Source organism: Arthrobacter sp. UYCu723, assembly GCF_054059215.1.
Genome location: NZ_JBSSBW010000001.1, coordinates 2,995,765 through 3,015,883, shown reverse-complemented (window position 1 = coordinate 3,015,883; position 20,119 = coordinate 2,995,765). Strand labels below are relative to the sequence as shown.

Sequence of the window (20,119 nt, the reverse complement as noted above, 5' to 3'; positions counted from 1 at the left end):
AGTTGCTCCCAGTCTCAAGCTGCCGAATTCTGGCGTGTTTAGTCTACGGGAGAGACGCAGGGCCGGTTACGCCTGTTCCCTCAGAGCGGATACACCGTTTTCTGGCCGGTGACGGCGTCCGCGAGCGCCGGTGCCAGATCCCCCGTGGGGGAAACAACAACCCGGTCCAGTTCCAGCCACTCTGCCATGAGCCGCAGCTCCGCGGCGAGTTCGACGGCGGTGTCCGCCGGCGCGTCCGGCTCGGCGTGCGCGGCCCTCGCCAGGAGGAGTCCGTTGGCACGGTCGGCTTTGAGGTCCACCCGGGCCACAATCCCGTCGCGCAGCAGGAACGGGAGCACGTGGTACCCGAAGCGCCGCTTCGCCTCCGGGGTGTAGATCTCGATCCGGTAGTGGAAGCCGAACAGTGCCTCGAGCCGGCGGCGCTCAAAGACAAGGGAGTCGAAGGGGCTCAGCAGCGCCCTGCCGGTGGCCGCACGCGGCAGCTTCGCCAGCACGTGCCGGTAGAGCGGCTTGTCCCAGCCGGCGACGGTGACCGGCTGCAGCCGCCCGGCCCCGACGAGGTGCTCCACGGACACGGCTGCCGCCCGCAGCGGGGTCCGGAAGTAATCCGCGAAGCAGCGGACCGTACCGATCCCGTGCGCCTGGGCGGCGGCTTCGATCAGCCGGTCCATCGAGGCTGCCCGATCCGGCTCGGACCAGCCAGGACCATCGGGCCCCGCATGCAGGATTTTGGCGGTCAGGGTGTAGCGGCGTTCGAAGGATTCGGTGCGGGAAGCGGCGGAGACCAGGCCTTCCTCGAAGAGGTGTTCCAGGACCCTCTTGACGGCGTTCCAGTTCCAGCCCCAGTTTTCCTGTTGCTTGTCCTCGACGTGCCCAAGGCGGGCTGTGAGTTCCGCAGCGGTCATGGGCTTCCCGGTGGCGAGCGCCTCCAGCACCCGGGACGCGACGCCGTTCCGCAGTTCCGGGTCCATGGCGTGTGCTCCCACCCATTTCCGGCTCTGCCACTGGACGAGGTCCCGGAAATGGTCGGGGTGGATGAAGCTGGCCTCGTGGGCCCAATACTCCATCATGCGCCGCGGGTGGGTGCCGGCCATCCGGTTCAGGATCCCGCGGTCGTAGTTGCCCAGCCGGGAGAAGAACGGGAGGTAGTGGCTCCGGGACAGCACGTTGACGGAGTCGATCTGGACCAGGTGCAGGCGGGCAAAGGTGCGGCCCACCGCCCGTGCAGTCACGGGTCCGGCGGGCCGCATCTTGTCCAACCCCTGGGCTGCCAGTGCGATCCGCCGGGCCTGCTTAAGGCTCAGCGATTCGTGCATGCCAGTCCCTCCGTCGAAAAGTCAGCACCAGCTTATGTGCTGGCCGGCTCCTCCTCGGAACGGTAGGCGAGGATCTTCTCTTCGGGCGGCGTCTCGCCCGGTTCGCAGGTCTGGTCGAGGGAAATCACACCGTAGGTCCAGCCGTCGCGGCGGTACACGACGGACGGTGCCTTGGTTTCCTTGTCCACGAACAGGTAGAAGGCGTGCCCGACGAGCTCCATATTGTCGACCGCATCGTCAAGTGTCAGGGAGGCCGCCGGGAAGACCTTGCGGCGGATCAGCACGGGCGAGTCGCCGGCGGGGATGTCGTTCTCGACCTCATAGGGAGACTTCTCCGCGGGAGCCTGCTTCGGTTCGTCCCAGTGGCTCGCTTCCTCGTAGAGGGGCTCAGTGGTGCTGGCCGGTTCCAGCGAGGCTGTCGCCTCGCGGACGGCCACGGGGGTGTGCCTGCCGTGATGGACCTTCTTGCGGTCCTTGGCCCTGCGCAGGCGTTCAAGAAGTTTGTTGTAGGCGAGATCGAACGCGGCGAACTTGTCTGCGGCGCTGGCTTCGGCCCGGATGACGGGGCCCCGGCCCAGGACTGTCAGCTCAACGGTGAGCATTTCATCGGCCTGACGGGCCTTGGTCTCTTTGGAGACCTTCGCGTCCACCCTCTGGACCCTGTCGCCAAGCGAGGTGATCTTCGAGATCTTCTCGTCGGCGTACTCGCGGAACCGGTCTGAGACCGTTAGATTTCGTCCGCTGATCATGAACTCCATGGTGCCCTCCAAATAACTTCGGTGACACGACGGCGGCACTTCCCGGGGCCGATCTGACTGACAGTCGAGCCCCTTTCCGAGCCGCTATCGACAGGTACATCTGTTCTTGGTACCCATCTTCGACGTTAGTTCATAGCCACCTCTTATTCATCCTTTCTTGGTTTATTTTTTTCCATGTCCGCCACCATCCCTTCCGGCTTGCCTGCCACCATGCCGTCAGCGGCTCCGATGTCGGACGCGACCGGCGGGCGTGTCGCAGCGAGCACGACAGCACCCCGGACAACGGCTCCTGCCAGCTGCAAGGCACGGGCAGCCTCTGCAAGGGTGGCGCCCGTAGTGAGCACGTCATCAACGATGATGCAGGGCCGTCCGCGCAGCTCCGGAGGCCACAGGCCGCCCTTGGCGCGCATGGATCCCCGCACCCGCTGCGCCCGGGCACCGCGCCCCAGCCCTTTCTGGCCGCCGGCCAGTCCCTGCAGAGCGTCACAGCCTTTTCCAGTCCCAAACTTCGGAGCGGCCCCCGGCCCCAGCAGACCGGACGCCGAAGCACGCGACTTCCGGGCCCACGCCAGGGGTCCCGCCTTCCGCAGGGCATCCACGACCACGGGACCGGCCCCCGTTGCGGCCTCCGAAAGCGCGTACCGGCTGAACCTCCTGAGCAGCAGATGGACCGGGCTGAAGCCCCGCTTCCGGTAGGCGCTGTTGCTCGTGGGCACCGGCACCAGCCAAAGCGCCGCAGAATCCCCCGCTGCGGAGCTCACGGCCCCGGCGAGGGCCTTGGCCAGCACGTCACCGAGCTGCGTCTGGCCGTACCGCTTGAAAGACAGCACGGCCTGCGCCAGCTCACCGCGGTAGGCGCCGGCCGCCACAACCGGAAGCAGCACGGAGCCGTCCATGTCCATCAGCGCCGGCGCCTGCGCCTCGGCCCGGAACGGGTTCCGGGTCAGCAGCCGGACCTGCCGCGCGCAATCGCCGCAGAGAGCCAGGTCCTCCGCCCCGCAGCAGACGCAGTCCACCGGAGCGGCGAGTGACAGCAGTTCAGCCGCTGCGGCGCCTGTCCGGTCCGCCAGCCGCACCAGTCCGCGCGGGTAGTCGCCACGATGTCTTGCCGGCTGGACTTCCCGCAGGGCCAGGTCCGGGTCCGCCGGCCGCCTGCCGTACCACATGTACTTCGTCATCTTTCAAGGCTCGCGCGGCCCCGCTGGCGGCGACAGTTGCCGGCGCCGCTATGTGGACAGCCTGCGGAGACCGCAGGTCAGCCGGGGAAGGACGGATCGATCAATCCCTTGAGCTGGGGCGACCAGCCGTTGCCCAGCCGCTGGAAGATGCCTTCGGCGGACTGGGCGAAGATTTCCTCCGGGCCGTTGCCGGCGCTGAGAGCCGTGAGCCCCGGCCATGGCGCGAGCTGCTCCGGCAGTGCGGACGTCAGGGACAGCAGTTCAGGAGTCACGGCGCCGCTCGCGGAACCCTTCATGACGGCGACCGTAGTGTCGTCTACCCAGACCCCCTGGTCCGGGTCAGCGGCGGTCAGGAGGGTCATCGGTGCGGTGAGGTCCCGCGGAGTGCCGTCGGCCGCCCTGATGATGCCCGTCACCTGGACCTTGGTCTTGCCGTTCTGCTCCGAGACAACGAGCGCCCTCGCGCCTTCACGGGACACCCTGAACTCCTTGACGGTCCGTCCGGCAAGCCAGCCCGGCGCCAGTGACACCGTGGGCACGGCCGCACCTTCGACCACGCCGACGGGCCGGTAGGCAACGACTTCGCTGGCGCCGCCGGCTCCCGGACCGGCCGTCCACACCCAGTCATAGCGTCCGAAGGAGGGCCTGGACAGGCTGGCCCGTGTGGTCAGTGCCCTGGCTGGCTGGCCCGGCACGATGGAGTACAGGGTCGTGCGGCCGGCGTTGAGGAATGCCGCCGATTGCGAGACCGGAGACTCCGCCGGGGCCCGGGGCACGAGCGCGGCGACGGACTGGATGTCCGGAAGCGGCGAGATCCTGTTGTTCTCGTACCGGACCAGATCGTTGTTGCTGACGGCGATCTGCCGGGCCGGGACGTTCTTGTCGCGTATCGGCGGAAGCACCGATCCGTTGTCTTCGACACGCACCAGGTCCTGATTGGCCCGGAGTTCCACATTGATGACGTCCGGCTGGCTGCGGAACGTCAACGCGAGCTGCGTCTGCATCCGCAGCCTGTCCTCATTGGAGGCCTCCACCAGGTCCTTCGCCGTGAGATCCACCTGGGCTGCCCCGGAGACGACCGGAACAGATTCCCGGGCCAGCTTGATGCCCGAGGGAAAGGCGCTGACGACGGCGCCCTTGAGATAGGCGGCGGGTCCGCCCAGGAGCGCGCTGGTCATGGCCTTGACGGTCTTCTTCTTGATGAACCAGCGGACATCGGGGACTGCGTAGGTGAAGGTGGGGTCGTAGAAGTAGATCGGATAGGCGCCGTAGATCACCTTGAAGGTTTCTTCCGGGATGGCCGTCCCGTCCGGAAGCTCCGCTATCCTCCATTCGCCGTCCACCTGGGTCAGCGTGGCAGGAATGCTCTCCATCGTGCCTGCGGGAAGCTGGGTGGCGATGCCGTCGGCATCGACTGAGTAGGCCACATCCAGTTCGTAGTTGAACACGTTTTCGACGTCCGTGCGCACCACCCGGGCGGACCGGAAGACGAGTACCCGCTGGTCCGGTTTCCACGAAACTGAGGAGGCCTGGGTGAGGTACTGGCGGGCGACGGCGTAGTCGTCCTCGTAGCCGCTGCCGGCGAGGTAGAAATCCTCGATCACCGCTTCGGGTCCTGCGCCCGGGCGGGGCGCGGACGGGAAGAAGACGGGGGCATTCTTGGGGTTTCCGGCGCTCTCGTCCGTGCTCTTGCCGACCGGCCCCGAGCGTGGGATCTGGGCGCACGACGTCAGCACGAGCAGGACCGCTGCCAGCAGGGCGGCGCAGAAAACCGTGAGCTTCCTCGAGGAACCCCTCATGACTCCTCCTTCATTCCCGCGGCGGTGCCCGCGGTTCCGGTTGCGGTCCCGGTTCCGGCATCCCCGGTGCCGCCGGCCTGGCCCTCCTGGACCGGCGCCGGGTCGAGGAGCAGCATAGTCCGAAGAGGCCCGGAACCTGGGAGTCCGACGTCGGCCGGTTCCAGCTGGAGTGGCGACCTCGTGATGGTCGCGCCCTGGCGCAGCGGAAGGGTCAGCCGGAAGTTGGCCCCGTTGCCCTTCTTACCCCAGGCCTGCAGCCAGCCGTTGTGGAGCTTGGTGTCCTCCGCGGCAATGGAGAGCCCCAGGCCGCTGCCTCCCGTGGTCCGGGCCCTGGCCGGATCGGCGCGCCAGAACCGGTCGAAGACGCGGGCCGCTTCCGCCGCACTCATGCCGATTCCGTGGTCGCGGACCGCCACGGCCACGGCGGTGCCGTTGGCCGCCACGGATACGTTCACCGGCCGGCCCTCGCCGTGCTCCAGGGCGTTAAGGATGAGGTTGCGCAGGATCCTGTCGATCCTGCGGTCGTCCGTCTCGACGATGACGCTGCCCGCGGGGGCATTGAGGGTGACCTCGGACCCGTACTCGGCCGCGACGGGGGCGACTCCCTCGATCACGTGGGTGATGAGCTGGACGATGTCGGTGGGTTCGGCGTCGAGCGTGGCCACACCGGCGTCGAAGCGCGAGATCTCCAGCAGGTCCGCCAGCAGGGACTGGAACCGCTCCACCTGGTTGTACAGCAGTTCGGCCGAGCGCTTGTTGATGGGGTCGAAATCGTCGCGAGCATCGTAGAGCACCTCCGCGGCCATGCGCACGGTGGTGAGCGGGGTGCGCAGCTCATGGGAGACGTCGGAGACGAAGCGCTGCTGCATCTGGGACAAGGTGGCGAGCTGCGTGATCTGTTCCTGCAGGCTCGCGGCCATGTGGTTGAACGAGGCGCCCAGCCGGGCCACCTCGTCCTCGCCCTTGACCACCATGCGCTCCTGCAACTGCCCGGCGGCCAGCTTTTCTGACACGACGGCGGCATGGCTCACGGGGCTCACGACGTTGCGGGTCACGTACCAGGCGACGGCACCGATCATGAGCACAAGCACCGCACCGCCGGCAAGCAGGACGTTCTGGATCTCGTCGAGGGTCTTCTGCGCCGTGTTGAGGTCATAGATGAGGTAGAGCTCGTAGACGGTGCCGTTGAAGGTGACCTTGTTGCCGACGGCGATGCCGGGGCGGTCCTCTGTACCCACCGGGAATTCCGTGGACGCCCAGAACTGGTCCTTGCCGGAGTCCTGGACGGCCTTGCGCAGCTCGGGCGGGATGACGCTGATGGTCAGCTGGTCCGAGGCACGCGATTCCACCCAGCGGTTGCGGGGCTTGGTCTGTTCCGGCATCGCTTCAAAGACATAGCGGCGCTGGATCACCGAGCCGCGGCCCTCGACGGCGTTCAGGGTGTCGTAGACGAGCGTGATGACGCTGGACTGGTCGGTGACCTGGGCGCCATCGAACGTGTCCTGGACCTGCTTGACGTTGTACCGCGTCTCGGACTCCGCTTGGGCAAGGCGTTCCTGAAAAAGGTTGTTGGCAATCTGGTTGGAGAGGTAGGCGCCCACTATGGCAAAGGAACTGACAGCGAGCATCAGCGTCGTCAGCACCGTGCGGAACTGCAGCGAGCGGCGCCATTTCCGGTGGACGGAGCGCAGCAGAAAGCGGGTGCCGGGCAGTAGTCCGGAAACTCCGATCCGGACCAGTCGGGCGACCCGTACACCCATGATCAGTGCGCGCCGGAGCCAGATTCTGGTGCGGAAGCGTACGAGGGGCCAGCCGTCGGCCGGACCGTGTTGCTGCCCGCCAGGGGCGGGGGCCGGTTCCGTCGCGCCGGCGGGCCGGCCGTCCGAGGGCTCAGGAACCTGCTTTGTAGCCGACACCACGGACCGTCAATACAACTTCGGGGGCTTCCGGGTCACGTTCGATCTTTGACCTCAGCCGCTGGACGTGGACGTTGACCAGCCGCGTGTCCGCGGCGTGGCGGTAGCCCCAGACCTGCTCCAGCAGGAGCTCCCGGGTGAAGACCTGCCACGGTTTGCGGGCCAGGGCAACCAGCAGGTCGAATTCAAGCGGCGTGAGTGAGATCCGCTCGGTGCCGCGGCTGACGAGGTGGCCGGCGACGTCGATGGTGACGTCCGCGATGCGCAGGGTTTCCGGCGCCTTCTGGTCACCGGGTCGGAGCCGGGCCCGGACGCGGGCCACGAGCTCGGCAGGCTTGAACGGCTTCGGCACATAGTCATCGGCGCCGGACTCCAGCCCCCGGACCACGTCCGAAGTGTCTGATTTAGCCGTCAGCATGACGATCGGGACATCCGACTCGGCACGGACCTGGCGGCAGACTTCGATGCCGTCCATGCCCGGAAGCATCAGGTCGAGCAGCACGAGATCGGGCTTCGACGAACGGAACACTTCGAGCGCCTGCCCGCCGTCGGCGCAGAAGACGGGCTCAAAGCCGTCATTGCGCAGCACAATGCCGATCATCTCGGCGAGCGCCTCGTCATCGTCCACTACCAGAATGCGTGCCTTCATAGTTATATATTCCCTTATTGAAATGGCTTTGTCGTATTCAGCGTTTTCGCGGCATGGCGCGGGCACTCCCCGGGGGCCGAAACTTCCGCGCACGGGCAATGCGGTGGTGACAAGAGACTGCTCGTCCTGCATGCTGTGGACAGGCACCCCTCCGGCCAGGCGACCGGAATGACCAGGCGACCGGAATGACCAGGACGACCGGAATGACCAGGAGGCTCCCGTGAACACCCCGATCTATCAGCTCGCCCTCGGCCGCGACTTTGCCCGGCTGCAGCCGGAACTGCAGGACTACTTCTCGCTTGTCCCCGGCTCGGGCCACTACGGCGTCGGCGAGGGTGTGTTTGAAGTGGTGGGCTGCCGGCAGCCCTGGCTGCGTCCGCTGCTGCGCCTGACGAGCGGCGAGCAAGCCTTCTTCCCGGAGTACGGCGAGGGCATCCCGTTCCGGATCGAGAACCATGCCCATCTGGACCCGTTCGGACGCTCCAGCCTGACGGCCCGCCGCGAGCTCTACTTCCCCGGCACCACCCGGCTGTTCCACGACACCACGAGCTTCGAGGACTCCGGCAGCAGGAAGGGGCTCGTCGATTACGTCGGCCGGTACCGGCGGCTCGTCACCGACCTCCATCTCAGCGTCACCGCCGAGGGGCGGCTGCGCGGCGTCTCGGAAGCGTCGCGGCTGTTCCTGGGGCCGCTGCGGATTCCGTTGCCCCGCGCCTTCGATGCCACAGCCTACGCCGAGCAGTGGTGGGAGCCGCGGGAAGGCAGCCAGGGCAAACACCGGATCCAGGTCAAGGTGATCCAGCCGCAGATCGGCCTGGTGCTGGTCTACGCCGGGCACTTCGACTACCGGCTGGAGCCCTACTCCGGGGGCATCACCGCCCCCGGCTACCTGCCCGACGCCGCCAGGCCGGACCGCTGGGAGAGCCGGGTCTGAGCACTTCGGCCTGGCTGCAGTCTGTGCCGTTTGGCGGTTCAGCCGAGGGCCAGCTGGTTGAGTCCGTCCGCCACCTGGGTCAGCCGGGTCAACACGGCCGTCGCGGACGACGGCGAGTGCCGCGCCAGCCCTTCCGAGGGAGTGACGCGCAGCGCGCTCAGCGTGGACGCCGGCAGCCCGAGCTGGCGCCACGGGCGCCAGACCGTTTCGACGACGTCGGCGACGCGCGGCAACACCGCCGACGGCGCGGCCACGTCCAGCGCGCCGGCCCAGAGCCGCTTGCCGGCCTCCACGGCGCCGGCCAGCTGCTCCCATTGGCGGGAGGTCAGGGCCCGCAGCGGGACGGCGATCCCGTCCGCCCCGGAGGAAATGATCCGGTCAAAGGGTGCCTCGACTTCCGGGACCGCGACGACGATTTCAACAGCGCCCGCTGCCCGCAGCGCGTCAATCACCAACCGCCAGGAGTCGGCAGCCTCCTCGCCGGGGACGGAGCGCAGGGTCCGGTAACCGCTGGACGTCGGAATGGTACCCGCCAGCACGGAGGCGACCTCCGGCTCGTCGATCTGCACGATGATGCGGGCACCGGGCGCCGACGCAGCAACCCGGCTGAGGTAACCGCCGACTCCCGCCGCCAGCGAGGAGGCGATATCGCGCCTGGCGCCGTAATCGATGAGCGCCCGCTCACCATTGTGAAGATGCAGGCCGGTGGCGAGGCTGAGCGGGCCGCGCAGCTGGACCTTAAGGTCCGTGGCGGGCGTGTCCTCGGCGCCAATCACGTCGGCCAGGATGTTGACGTCTGTGGAAAGGGCAGAGCGTGCCCGTTTCAGGTCCTTGCCGGGACGGTCCACGATCCGCCAGCCATAGGGCTGCACATCCACGGACAGCTCCACCAGCAGGGAGGCGGTCCGGCCGAGGGCGTCGGAGCCGACGCCGCGGTCCGGGAGCTCGGCGAGGAAGGGCAGGTGCGGGCTGCCGAGTTCGCCTCGGATGATCCGTGCGGCCTCGGCCGGGTCTTCGCCGGGCCACGGGCCGAGCGCTGTGGCGGTGACCTGGCCCGGATCCAGAGTCTCAGTCGGAGCCTGAGTCTGAGTCTGAGGGGTACCCATCTCAGGCGTCTGCGGAGACGGCAGGGCCCGCGGGACCGGGACAGCCGGAGCCGTTTGCCTGGGCGGCGGCCTCATGGTCTTCGGCGATCGCTTCGTGGTGGCGGATGACCTCGCCGATGATGAAGTTCAGGAATTTTTCGGCGAATCCGGGGTCCAAATGCGCCTCGGCGGCGAGCCGGCGCAGGCGCGCGATCTGGGCCGTCTCCCGGCCGGGGTCCCCGGCGGGAAGCCTATGGGCGGCCTTGAGGAAGCCGACCTTCTGCGTCGCCTTGAAGCGTTCGGCCAGAAGGTACACGAGGGTCGCATCGATGTTGTCGATGCTGGAGCGGATCGACAACAGTTCAGCCATCACCGCGGGATCCACCTGGCCGGCCAGTGAACTGGCGCCAGGATCATAGGAATCGGCATCGGGATGAGTGTGGTTCTGCTCGGTCATTGACCCAGTCTAGGGGCACTGCTGCCAATCGTTCCTGCTGTTAAGCGGCGCCCTGCCGTACCTCACGCTGACCGCGTCCGGTCCCGGCAAAGGACATGCCCACCGTTCAATCTGAACCGTGGGCATGTCCTTCCGCTGACGCCGAAGGCTCTCAGCCGTGCAGGACGGCGCGGAATTCCTCCCGGCGCCGGGCCTGCTCATCCGGGTCCGGAACGGGCAGGGACGCGATGAGCTTCCGCGTGTAGTCGTGCTGCGGATTGCCCATCACCTGGTTCCCGAGCCCCTGCTCCACCATCTTGCCCTTGTAGAGCACCCCGACCCAGTGGGACAGGATGTCCACCACGGCGAGGTCGTGGCTGATGAACAGGGCGGCGAACCCGAATTCGGCCTGGATCTCCTTGAACAGCTCCAGCACCTTCGCCTGGACCGAAACGTCGAGCGCCGACGTCGGCTCGTCGGCGATCAGCAGCTTCGGGTTCAGGATCAGCGCGCGCGCCAATGAGGCGCGCTGCCGCTGCCCGCCGGAGAGCTCGTGCGGGAACCGTTCCGCGTACGACGCCGGCAGCTGCACCGATTCAAGCAGCTCACGCGTCCGCTGGCGTGCCTGCGCCGGCGTCGGGTTGCTGTGGATGATGAGCGGTTCGGCGACGCAGTCGCCGATGGTCAGCTGCGGGTTGAAGGATGCGGCCGGATCCTGGAACACGAATCCGATGTCTTTCCGCAGTGGCTTGAAGGTGCGCTCCTTGAGATTGAGCATCTCGTAGTCGAGCACCTTCAGGCTGCCGCCCGTGGTCCGGTTCAACCCGGCGATGGCCCGGCCGATGGTGGTCTTACCGGAACCCGACTCGCCGACGAGCCCGAAGACCTCGCCCTCGGACAAGGTGAAGCTGACACCGTCCACCGCCTTGAATGCGGGGCTGCCCAGCCGGCCGGGGTACTCGATGGTCAGGTCCCTGGCCTCGACCAGCACCTTGCCGCCCTGGTGGGCGCGCTCGGTCAGGCCTTCCGAGGCCGAATTCCTGCCAAGGTGCGGGACCGCGGCCAGGAGCTTCTTGGTGTAGTCCTGCTTCGGCTCCGCAAAGAGGACCCGGGAGCTTGCCTCTTCGACGACGTCGCCCTCGTACATCACGACGACGCGGTCGGCGAGGTCCGCCACCACGCCCATATTGTGGGTGATGAGCACGATCGAGGTGCCGTACTGGTCCCGGAGATCCCGCAGCAGTTCCAGGATCTCCGCCTGCACGGTGACGTCGAGGGCGGTGGTGGGCTCGTCGGCCACGATCAGTCCCGGGTTCAGCGCCAGCGCCGCGGCGATGACCACGCGCTGTTTCTGGCCGCCGGAGAACTGGTGCGGATAGTGGTTGACCCGGGTTTCCGGGTCCGGGATGCCCACCTTGCGGAGTGCCTCGATGGCACGCGACTTGGCTTCCTTGGCACTGATGCGTCCGGTTCCGCCGTGGCCGGCGTGGGCCCGGATGCCTTCGGCGATCTGCCAGCCCACGGTGAAGACAGGATTGAGCGCAGTCGACGGCTCCTGGAACACCATGGCCACGTCGCGGCCGCGGATCTGCCGGAGCGTGGCCGGGCTGACGCTGATCACGTTGTTGCCGTTGATCAGTACAGCTCCGGAGCTGATGGCGGTTTCCGGCAGCAGTCCGAGGATGGTCTTCGCGGTGACGGTCTTGCCCGAGCCGGATTCGCCGACGATTGCCACGACCTCGCCGGGGTTGACCTCGAGGCTGACGTCCTTGACGGCGTACACGTCCCCGGCGTCGGTCGCGAAGGTGACCTTGAGGTGGTCGATGTCGAGGACAGGCCCGGCGCCGCGGCCGTGCGGGTCGATGTTGGTGGTCATGGAAGTCTCGCTTCTGGTTCGAGTGCAGCCTGCGCGCCGGCAGTGGAATCGGGTCCGCCCTTGCCGGAGGCTGCCTTCTTGCGCCCGCGCAACCGGGGATCATTGAGGTCGTTGATGCTCTCGCCGACCAGCGTCAGTCCCAGGACGGTGAGTACCATCGCCAGGCCTGGGAACACACCCGTCCACCAGATGCCGGAGGTGGTGTCCGCGAGAGCTTTGTTGAGGTCGAAGCCCCATTCTGCGGCCGATGTGGGTTCAATGCCGAAGCCGAGGAAGCCCAGGCCTGCAAGGGTCAGGATGGCCTCGGAGGCATTGAGCGTGAAGATCAGCGGCAGGGTCCGGGTGGCGTTCTTGAAGATGTGGCGGCTCATGATACGGATGCTTGAGGCGCCCACGACCTTCGCCGATTCAACGAATGGTTCTGCCTTGAGCCGGATGGTCTCAGACCGGATGACGCGGAAGTACTGCGGGATGAAGACGACGGTGATGGAGATTGCCGCCGCCAGGATGCCGCCCCAGAGGTTGGATCTTCCGCCGCTGATGACGATCGCCATGACGATGGCGACGAGCAGGGACGGGAAGGCGTAGATGGCGTCGGCGATCACGACGAGGATGCGGTCCAGCCAACCGCCGAGGTAGCCGCTGACCAGGCCCAGGATCACACCGACGAAGATCGACATGACCACCGCCACAACGATCACCATGACGGCGGTCTGAGCCCCCCAGACGACCCGGGAGAAGACATCGTAGCCGCCGACCGTGGTGCCCATGAGGTGCTTGCCCCCGGGCGCCTGCTGCGCCGGGAAGCTGCCGTCGGCGTCGGAAATCTGGGAGAAGCCGTAGGCGGCGATCAGGGGCGCGAAGATCGCGGTCAGCAGGAAGATGCTGGTCAGCACGAGCCCGGCGACGAGCATGCCCCGCTGCAGGCCGACGCTCTTGTTGAAGTGTGAAACGACCGGCAGGCGCCGGAACCAAGGGGCACGCGGGTCCTTCACGGTGACAGAAATGTCAGGGGTGCTCATATCAGTACCTCACGCGGGGGTCGATCAGCGCGGCGACGATGTCCACGATGAAGTTAGTCACGGCCACGATCACGGCCAGAAGGACCACGATCCCCTGGACGGCCACGAAGTCGCGGGCCGTCAGGTAGGTGGCCAGCTGGAAGCCGAGGCCCTTCCATTCGAAGGTGGTCTCGGTCAGCACTGCGCCGCCGAGCAGGACGGCGATTTGCAGCCCCATCACGGTGATGATCGGGATCAGCGCCGGCTTGTAGGCGTGCTTCGTGACCAGGCGGAATTCGCTGACGCCGCGTGAACGGCCGGCTTCCACATAGTCCTTGCCCAGCGTGCCGATCACGTTGGTCCGCACGAGCCGCAGGAAGACCCCCGCCGTGAGCAGGCCCAGTGCGGTGGCGGGAAGCACGGCGTGCGCCACCACGTCACCCAAGGCGGCCATGTTGCCGCTGCGGATCGCATCCACCCAGTAGACGCCGGTCGGCGCTTCGAGCGCCGTGAGGGCCAGTTCGCTGGAGGTCTTGGCCCGTCCGGCCACGGGCAGCCAGCCCAGCCAGACGGAAAAAACCAGCTTGTACAGCAGCCCCGAGAAGAAGACCGGTGTGGCGTAGAAGAGGATGGCGAGGATCCTCAGCACGGCGTCCGGGGCCTTGTCGCGCCGGTGCGCGGCAAGCATGCCCAGCGGGATGCCGATGAGCAGCGCCACGAGCACGGCGTTAATGGCGAGTTCGAGGGTGGCCGAGCCGTAGGTCGTCAGCATCTCGGAGACCTTGCGGTTGTCCGAGAGCGTGGTGCCGAAGTTGCCGGTGAGGAGCTGTCCGAGATACTCGAAGTACTGCACGAAGATGGGCCGGTCGTAGCCGGCGTTATGGATGCGCTCCTGCAGCTGCTCCGGCGGAAGCCGGCCGCCCAGGGCTGCCGTAATCGGGTCGCCGGTGATCCGCATCAGGAAGAACACCAGGGTGACCAGGATGAGGATGGTCGGAAAAATCAGGAGGAACCTGATCAGGATGTATTGGCCCAGTCCCCCGCCGGACGACTTCTTCTTTGACGGCAGCAGGCCGTCGGCGTCGGTTGGCGGCGCCTCGATAAGTGTTGTCATTGGTACCTAAAAGTGTGTTTCCGTCTGCCTCGTGGGCTTCGGGAATCGGTTGTCCTCTACCGGCAGGAAAGGCGGGACGCCGTGCAGGCGCCCCGCCTCCTCGGCTGGAAAGAACCGGATGGGGATTGGACCTACTTGGAAATCACTCCAAGGCGGGTCTTGAAGGACGGATCCAGGGTCTTTTCAACACCCTTGATGTCCTTGCCGGCGACCATCAGCTGAGCGCCCTGCAACAGCGGCAGCGTGGAGAGGTCCTTGGCGACGGCCGTCTGGGCGTCGCTGAGCAACTTTTCACGCTCGGCTTTGTCACTGGCGACCAGTTGCTTGCTGATCTGGTCTGTGACGTCCGGGTTCTCATAGTGGTTCTTGAGGAAGTTGCCCGGGATGAAGAACGGCGTGAGGTAATTGTCCGCGTCCGAGTAGTCCGGGAACCAGCCGAGCTGGTAGACCGGGTAGACGTCTTTGGTGCGGTCCTTGGAGTAGGTAACCCACTCCGTGGACTGCAGCTCGACCTTGAACAGGCCCGATTTCTCCAGCTGTTCCTTGATCATGGCGTACTCATCGCCGGAGGACTTGCCGTAGTGGTCCGGGTTGTACTGCAGCTTCAAGGTGACCGGAGCGGTGACACCGGCATCACTGAAGGCCTTCGTGGCCTTGTCCAGGCTGGGCTTGCCGCTGCCGTCCCCGTACATGTCTTTGAGTGGCTTGGCTGCCCCGGGCAGTCCATCCGGGACTACGGAATAGGCCGGCAGGTAGGTGCCTTTGTAGACCTGGCTGGCGATCGCCTCGCGGTCGACGACGTTGGCCATCGCCTGGCGGACGGCAAGTGCCTTGGCGGGATCGGCGTCGGTAGTCTTGGCACCGAACGGCATGGTGTCTAAGTTGAAGACGATGTAGCGCAGTTCGCCACCCGGGCCCTTGTGGACGGTGACCTTGGAGTCTTTCTCGAGGTCGGCGGCGTCCGTGGCTGTCAGCGTGCGCCCGGCGACGTCGATGTTGCCTTGCTGCACATCCAGCTTGAGGTTGTTTGAGTCCGCGTAGTACTTGATCGTGGCGCCGTCATTGGCTGGCTTTCCCAGCAGGCCCTGGTAGTCCGGGTTGACCTTGAGGCTGACGAGCTCGTTCTTCTTGTAGCTCTCGATCGTGTACTGGCCGGCGAACGGCTTGCCCTTGACGATTTCGTCGTCGCTCATCAGCGTGTCGGCCGGAAAGACCTCTTCGTCGATGATCGGCCCGGTGTTAGTCCCGAGCACGCTGGGGAAGACCTGGTCGTTGCCGGCCTTGAGCGTGAAGACCACCGTGGTGTCATCCTGGGCCTCCACCGAAGCGAGGTTGCTGAGGAGTGACGCCGGACCGTTGTCGTCGTTGATCTTGACTACGCGGTCAATCGAGTACTTCACGTCGGAGGACGTCAGAGCGTGGCCGTTGGCGAACTTCAGCCCGGACTTGAGCTTGACCGTGTACTCGGTCGGCGAAGTGAACGATGCGGATTCGGCAATGTCGGGGACGGCTTCTGCCGTGCCGGGCTTCGAGTTCATGAGGAACGGGTAGATCTGGTTCATCACCATGAAGGAGCCGGCGTCGTAGGAACCGGCCGGGTCGAGGGTGACGACCTTGTCCGTCGTGCCGTACGTAATGGCGCCCCCGCCGGCGGCGCTGCCGGATGCCGTGCCGCCACCGGAAGGGCCGGTGCAGGCGGTCAGTGCGAAGGCGGATACCCCGGCGAGCGCGATGGCGCTCTGCAGGGCCTTTTTGTTCATTGCCATCTGTGAACTTTCTGTTCGATGAGTACTAGTGCGCAGCCCCGAAGTGAAACGAACGACTCGGTGGGCGGCGCGCTGTCCTGATGCCTAGATTCAACCAGAGAACCATTTGGTGAATCGTTTCATCTTGTGAGATGAGACACAAAATTTACACGAACGGCAGGAAGTCATCACTTTCTTCAGGAATCCAGCCGGATTTTCGGCAGGCCCGCGGGCCTGGGCCGTCTGGAGTGGCAGCGCAGCGCGGAAGGAGCACCGCACATCGAATATGTGCGGTGCTCCTTCGAAGCCACCGGGGCCCGGTGCGCGGCTGTGTTAGAGGGCGGTGCGCTGCAGCGAACGCGCGGCGTCGATGGTGGCCTGCCCCAGCACGCGGCTGCCCTGGTACAGGACCACGGTCTGGCCGGGGGCGACGCCGCGCAGCGGCTCGGTGAGGGTGACCACAAGGTTGCCGTGCTCGACGGCGCCGGTGCCGTCGCCGGTGGCGTCGCCGCCGTCGGACGCCCCGGGGCCAGTGCGTTCCATGCGGGCCGTGGCGGGCACGGGGTCTCCATGGGCGCGGACCTGGGCGTAGCAGTCGAACTCCGCGCCGGCGTGCACCTCGGCGATCGGCAGCCCGGCCCAGGAGACCTTGATGCCGCGGATTTCGTCGATGGCCAGCAGGGCCTCGGGCCCGACGACCACCTTGTTCTCCTTCGGCCGGATTTCCAGGACGAACCGCGGCTTGCCGTCGGCCGCCGGGGTGCCCAGCTTCAGGCCGCGGCGCTGGCCAACCGTGAACGCGTTGGCGCCCGGGTGCTCGCCGACCTTCGCGCCGGATTCGTCGACGATGTCGCCCGTCGTCATTTCGATCTTCTCGGCGAGCCATCCGGCGGTGTCGCCGTCCGGGATGAAACAGATGTCGTGGCTGTCCGGCTTGTTCGCCACGGAAAGACCGCGGCGTTCGGCTTCGGCGCGGACCTCCGCCTTGGACGGCGTCTCCGCCAGCGGGAACATCGAGTGCTTGAGCTGCTCGTGCGTCAGCACGCCCAGCACGTAGCTCTGGTCCTTCGCCCAGTCGGCGGCGCGGTGCAGTTCGGGATTGCCCTCGGCGTCAGTGGTCACCTTGGCGTAGTGCCCGGTGCAGACGGCGTCGAAACCCAGCGCGATCGCCTTCTCCAGCAGCGCGGCGAACTTGATCCGTTCGTTGCAGCGCATGCAGGGGTTGGGCGTGCGCCCGGCGGCATATTCGTCAATGAAGTCCTGGACCACGTCCTCCTTGAAACGCTCGGAGAAGTCCCAGACGTAGTAGGGGATGCCGAGCACGTCGCAGGCGCGCCAGGCGTCTCGGGAGTCCTCGATGGTGCAGCAGCCGCGGCTGCCGGTGCGCAAGGTTCCCGGCATCCGGGACAGCGCCAGGTGGACACCGACGACGTCGTGTCCCGCCTCGACGGCGCGGGCTGCGGCAACGGCGGAATCAACGCCGCCGCTCATGGCTGCAAGAACTCGCATACTGGCTTTCTTTAGGGTTCGGGTGTCGCAGGCGGCAGCTTTCACTGCTGCGCTGTTGATCACGGCTGCGTTGTTCACTGCTGGGTTGTTCCTGCTGGGTTGTTCCTGCTGGGTTGTTCCTGCTGGGGCCGCAGGACTAACACAACGCCTGCCGCCCTATTCTATCGCCACGCCGAATCCTCACCCAAAAGCCTTGACTGAACCACACCGCGCTTCTAACGTCAGGATAGACGGTTTTAGAAACTGACAACGCACCAGCGGGAATCGAGCGGACATGGCTGTTGAGCGCATCGTCATCGTGGGCGGCGGGCTGGCCGGCGCCACCGCAGCCAAGACATTGCGGGCGGAGGGCTTCAGCGGCCCGGTCGTGGTGGTGGCCGAAGAGGCCCACCACCCGTACCTGCGTCCACCGCTGTCCAAGGAGTACTTGCTGGGCAAGGCCGGCGATGACGCGCTTCCCGTGGTTCCGGAGGGCTGGTACGCGGAGAACGGCGTCGAGCTGCGGCTGGGTGAGCCGGTCACGCACCTTGACCCCGGCGCCCGCACCCTGAGCCTCGGTGACGGCAGCCGGCTGGAGTACGCCTCGCTGCTGCTCGCCACCGGGGCACGTCCCCGGAGCATTCCCCTGCCGGGCAGCGGCCTGGACGGGGTCAGCACCTTCCGGACGGTGGAGAACAGCCTGCGTCTGCGCGCCGGCCTCGTCGATGGGGGCCGGAATGTTGTGATGATCGGCTCCGGCTGGATCGGGATGGAACTGGCCGCCGCCGCCAGCACCTATGGCAACACCGTCACCCTGCTGGGGCCGGCGAAGGTTCCGCTGGCCGCCGCGATCGGCTCCGAGCTGGGCGGCTTCTTCCGCTCGCTGCATGAGGCCAACGGCGTGCGGTTCAGGCTTCCCGCCTCGGCGGCCGAGATAACCGGCCAGTCGGGACGCGTGACAGGGGTGGTCACCGACGCCGGCGACGTCCTACCCGCCGACCTGGTGATCATTGCGGTCGGCGTAGTACCGGAAGTCGCCCTGGCCGAATCCGCCGGCATCGGACTGCGGAACGGCATCCTCACCGATGCCTCGCTGCGGACCGGAACCCCCGGGATCTACGCGGCCGGCGACGTCGCCAACGCCCTGCACCCCTTCACCGGGGAGCACCACCGCAGCGAACACTGGTCCAATGCGCTCAACGGCGGCAAGGTGGCGGCCAAGGCCATGCTCGGCCAGGACGCCGTGCTGGACACGATCCCGTATTTCTATACCGACCAGTTCGACGTCAGCATGGAGTATTCGGGCTTCCCGACGCTCATCTCCGGGCGGCCAACGATCCGTGGCTCGCTGGAGGGGAAGGAATTCCTCGCCTTCTGGCAGCGCGACGGCCAGGTGGTCGCGGGAATGAGCGTGAACTGGCCGCGGTCCGACAAGCCCCAAAAGACGATCAAGGCACTCATCACAGCGAAGGCCGTGCTGGCATCCGAGGTGCTGGCCGACCCCGCCGTCCCGCTGGATCAGCTCCTGGATCAGCTCCTAGATCGGCTCCCACCGGAGGCCTGACGTGCAGACTCACGGGCGACTGTTCCCGCGGTCTGGATGCTGGACTCGTGGCCGGCCATGCCCGCCTGCCGGGCACGGGCGACGGCGCCCGGCAGCGCGGCCAGCAGCGCATCGACGTCGGCCTCGGTGGAGGAATGCCCCAGGCTGAACCGCTGGGCACCCCTGGCCGTGTCCTCATCCAGGCCCATCGCCAGCAGCACATGGGAGGGCCGCGGCACTCCTGCTGTACAGGCCGAACCGGTGGAGGATTCCACCCCGGCCAGGTCCAGCAGGAACAACAGGGAGTCCCCCTCGCAGCCGGCGAAGGTGAAGTGTGCGTTTCCCGGCAGCCGCCCGGCCCCGGGAGCCCCGCGCAGCACCGCCTCAGGCACCGCCGCAAGGACTCCGCCGATCAACCGGTCCCGAAGCCCCGCGATCCGTGCGGCCTCCTCCGGGAGCTTGGCGGTGGCGGCTGCGGCGGCTGCGGCGAAAGCGGCGATCGACGCAGTGTCCAGGGTCCCGGAGCGGACGTCGCGTTCCTGTCCCCCGCCGTGCTGGACCGGGGTCAGCTTCACCGCGCGGCCAAGAATGAGCGCCCCGACGCCGACCGGACCGCCGATCTTGTGGCCCGAGATGGACATGGCGTCCAGGCCGGTGCCGCGGAAGTCCACCGGCACGGAGCCGAAGGCCTGGACGGCGTCGGAGTGCACCGGAACGCCGGCGGCGTGCGCCAGCTCAACAATCCTGGCGACGGGCTGGATAGTGCCGACTTCGTTGTTGGCCCACATGACCGTGACGAGGGCGATCGAGGCCGGATCACGGGACAGTTCGGCCTCCAGCACGCCCAGGTCCAACGCGCCCTCGGCATCAACCGGCAGCCAGCACACTTCGGCGCCCTCGTGCCGTTCGAGCCACTCCACCGAGTCCAGCACCGCGTGGTGTTCGACGGCGGAGCACAGGACGCGCGTGCGCGCAGGGTCCTCGGCGCCACGGGCCCAATACAGTCCCTTGACCGCGAGGTTGTCAGCCTCGGTGCCGCCGGACGTAAAGATGACTTCCGAGGGATGCGCCCCGGCGGCGGCGGCCAGCACTTCCCTCGCATCCTCGACGGAGCGCCGGGCGCGGCGGCCGGACCCATGCAGCGAGGAAGGGTTGCCGGTCCGGGCCAGTTCGCGTGTCAGCGCGGCCAGCGCCTCCGGGGCGAGGGTGGTGGTGGCGGCATGATCGAGGTAAACAGGCACACGGCAATTCTACCCGCGGCGGCGTTGGCCGGGGTGGAGG

The 20,119-nt window shown here is 67.0% G+C and carries 16 protein-coding genes; 2 read left to right on the top strand and 14 right to left on the bottom strand.

The genetic code is table 11. The features are described 5' to 3' along the window. Nucleotides 1–80: 80 nt before the first annotated feature. The 6 genes from ACVWZ8_RS14205 to mtrA form a co-directional block, all read right to left on the bottom strand. A complete protein-coding gene (locus tag ACVWZ8_RS14205) occupies nt 81–1,316 on the bottom strand; it encodes a winged helix-turn-helix domain-containing protein (RefSeq protein ID WP_456504964.1) in 1,236 nt (411 codons plus the stop codon). Nucleotides 1,317–1,348: 32 nt separating this feature from the next. Further along, complete coding sequence (gene hpf, locus ACVWZ8_RS14200; RefSeq protein ID WP_426978738.1) at nt 1,349–2,074, bottom strand: ribosome hibernation-promoting factor, HPF/YfiA family; 726 nt, start codon at nt 2,072–2,074, stop codon at nt 1,349–1,351. A 143-nt stretch (nt 2,075–2,217) separates the two neighbouring features. Beyond that, a complete protein-coding gene (locus tag ACVWZ8_RS14195; RefSeq protein ID WP_456504963.1) occupies nt 2,218–3,252 on the bottom strand; it encodes a ComF family protein in 1,035 nt (344 codons plus the stop codon). A gap of 77 nt (nt 3,253–3,329) precedes the next feature. Beyond that, nucleotides 3,330–5,051, bottom strand: a complete 1,722-nt coding sequence (locus ACVWZ8_RS14190) for an LpqB family beta-propeller domain-containing protein (RefSeq protein ID WP_456504962.1) — start codon at nt 5,049–5,051, stop codon at nt 3,330–3,332. Continuing rightward, the gene (gene mtrB / locus ACVWZ8_RS14185) at nt 5,048–6,970 is read right to left on the bottom strand and encodes an MtrAB system histidine kinase MtrB (RefSeq protein WP_456504961.1); all 1,923 of its coding nucleotides are present in this window, start codon (nt 6,968–6,970) and stop codon (nt 5,048–5,050) included. Before mtrB ends, ACVWZ8_RS14190 begins: the two co-directional genes overlap by 4 nt. After that, nucleotides 6,942–7,616: an MtrAB system response regulator MtrA gene (gene mtrA, locus ACVWZ8_RS14180; RefSeq protein WP_354239413.1), complete on the bottom strand. Its 675-nt coding sequence runs from the start codon at nt 7,614–7,616 to the stop codon at nt 6,942–6,944. The genes mtrB and mtrA overlap by 29 nt, the downstream gene beginning before the upstream one ends. Nucleotides 7,617–7,836: 220 nt before the next feature. Between mtrA and ACVWZ8_RS14175 the strand changes: the two genes are divergently transcribed. After that, complete coding sequence (locus ACVWZ8_RS14175) at nt 7,837–8,550, top strand: DUF4166 domain-containing protein (protein WP_426978743.1); 714 nt, start codon at nt 7,837–7,839, stop codon at nt 8,548–8,550. Nucleotides 8,551–8,588: 38 nt separating this feature from the next. Here ACVWZ8_RS14175 and ACVWZ8_RS14170 read toward each other — a convergent pair whose 3' ends face one another. The 7 genes from ACVWZ8_RS14170 to mnmA form a co-directional block, all read right to left on the bottom strand. Beyond that, a complete protein-coding gene (locus tag ACVWZ8_RS14170) occupies nt 8,589–9,656 on the bottom strand; it encodes a hypothetical protein (protein ID WP_456504960.1) in 1,068 nt (355 codons plus the stop codon). 1 nt (nt 9,657) lies between these two features. Then, on the bottom strand, nt 9,658–10,092 hold the full coding sequence (locus tag ACVWZ8_RS14165; protein ID WP_426978745.1) for a chorismate mutase: 435 nt from the start codon (nt 10,090–10,092) through the stop codon (nt 9,658–9,660). Between the two features lie 151 nt (nt 10,093–10,243). Continuing rightward, nucleotides 10,244–11,947 (bottom strand): ABC transporter ATP-binding protein, encoded by a 1,704-nt coding sequence (locus ACVWZ8_RS14160; protein WP_456504959.1) that lies wholly within the window; start codon nt 11,945–11,947, stop codon nt 10,244–10,246. Beyond that, nucleotides 11,944–12,969, bottom strand: coding sequence for an ABC transporter permease (locus tag ACVWZ8_RS14155; RefSeq protein WP_456504958.1), 1,026 nt, complete (start codon nt 12,967–12,969; stop codon nt 11,944–11,946). Before ACVWZ8_RS14155 ends, ACVWZ8_RS14160 begins: the two co-directional genes overlap by 4 nt. 1 nt (nt 12,970) lies before the next feature. Next, nucleotides 12,971–14,062: an ABC transporter permease gene (locus tag ACVWZ8_RS14150; protein ID WP_426978748.1), complete on the bottom strand. Its 1,092-nt coding sequence runs from the start codon at nt 14,060–14,062 to the stop codon at nt 12,971–12,973. Nucleotides 14,063–14,193: 131 nt separating this feature from the next. Beyond that, nucleotides 14,194–15,828, bottom strand: a complete 1,635-nt coding sequence (locus ACVWZ8_RS14145; protein ID WP_456504957.1) for an ABC transporter substrate-binding protein — start codon at nt 15,826–15,828, stop codon at nt 14,194–14,196. A gap of 312 nt (nt 15,829–16,140) precedes the next feature. After that, nucleotides 16,141–17,316 carry a tRNA 2-thiouridine(34) synthase MnmA gene (gene mnmA, locus ACVWZ8_RS14140; RefSeq protein ID WP_426978750.1) on the bottom strand — a complete coding sequence of 392 codons (1,176 nt, stop codon included), beginning with the start codon at nt 17,314–17,316 and terminating at the stop codon, nt 16,141–16,143. Between the two features lie 274 nt (nt 17,317–17,590). Between mnmA and ACVWZ8_RS14135 the strand changes: the two genes are divergently transcribed. Beyond that, the gene (locus ACVWZ8_RS14135) at nt 17,591–18,859 is read left to right on the top strand and encodes an NAD(P)/FAD-dependent oxidoreductase (RefSeq protein WP_456504956.1); all 1,269 of its coding nucleotides are present in this window, start codon (nt 17,591–17,593) and stop codon (nt 18,857–18,859) included. Here the strand turns inward: ACVWZ8_RS14135 and ACVWZ8_RS14130 are convergent. Continuing rightward, entirely contained in the window at nt 18,826–20,079 is a 1,254-nt protein-coding gene (locus tag ACVWZ8_RS14130) for a cysteine desulfurase family protein (RefSeq protein ID WP_456504955.1), read from the bottom strand. The two genes, ACVWZ8_RS14135 and ACVWZ8_RS14130, sit on opposite strands and share 34 nt — an antisense overlap. Nucleotides 20,080–20,119 lie beyond the last annotated feature (40 nt).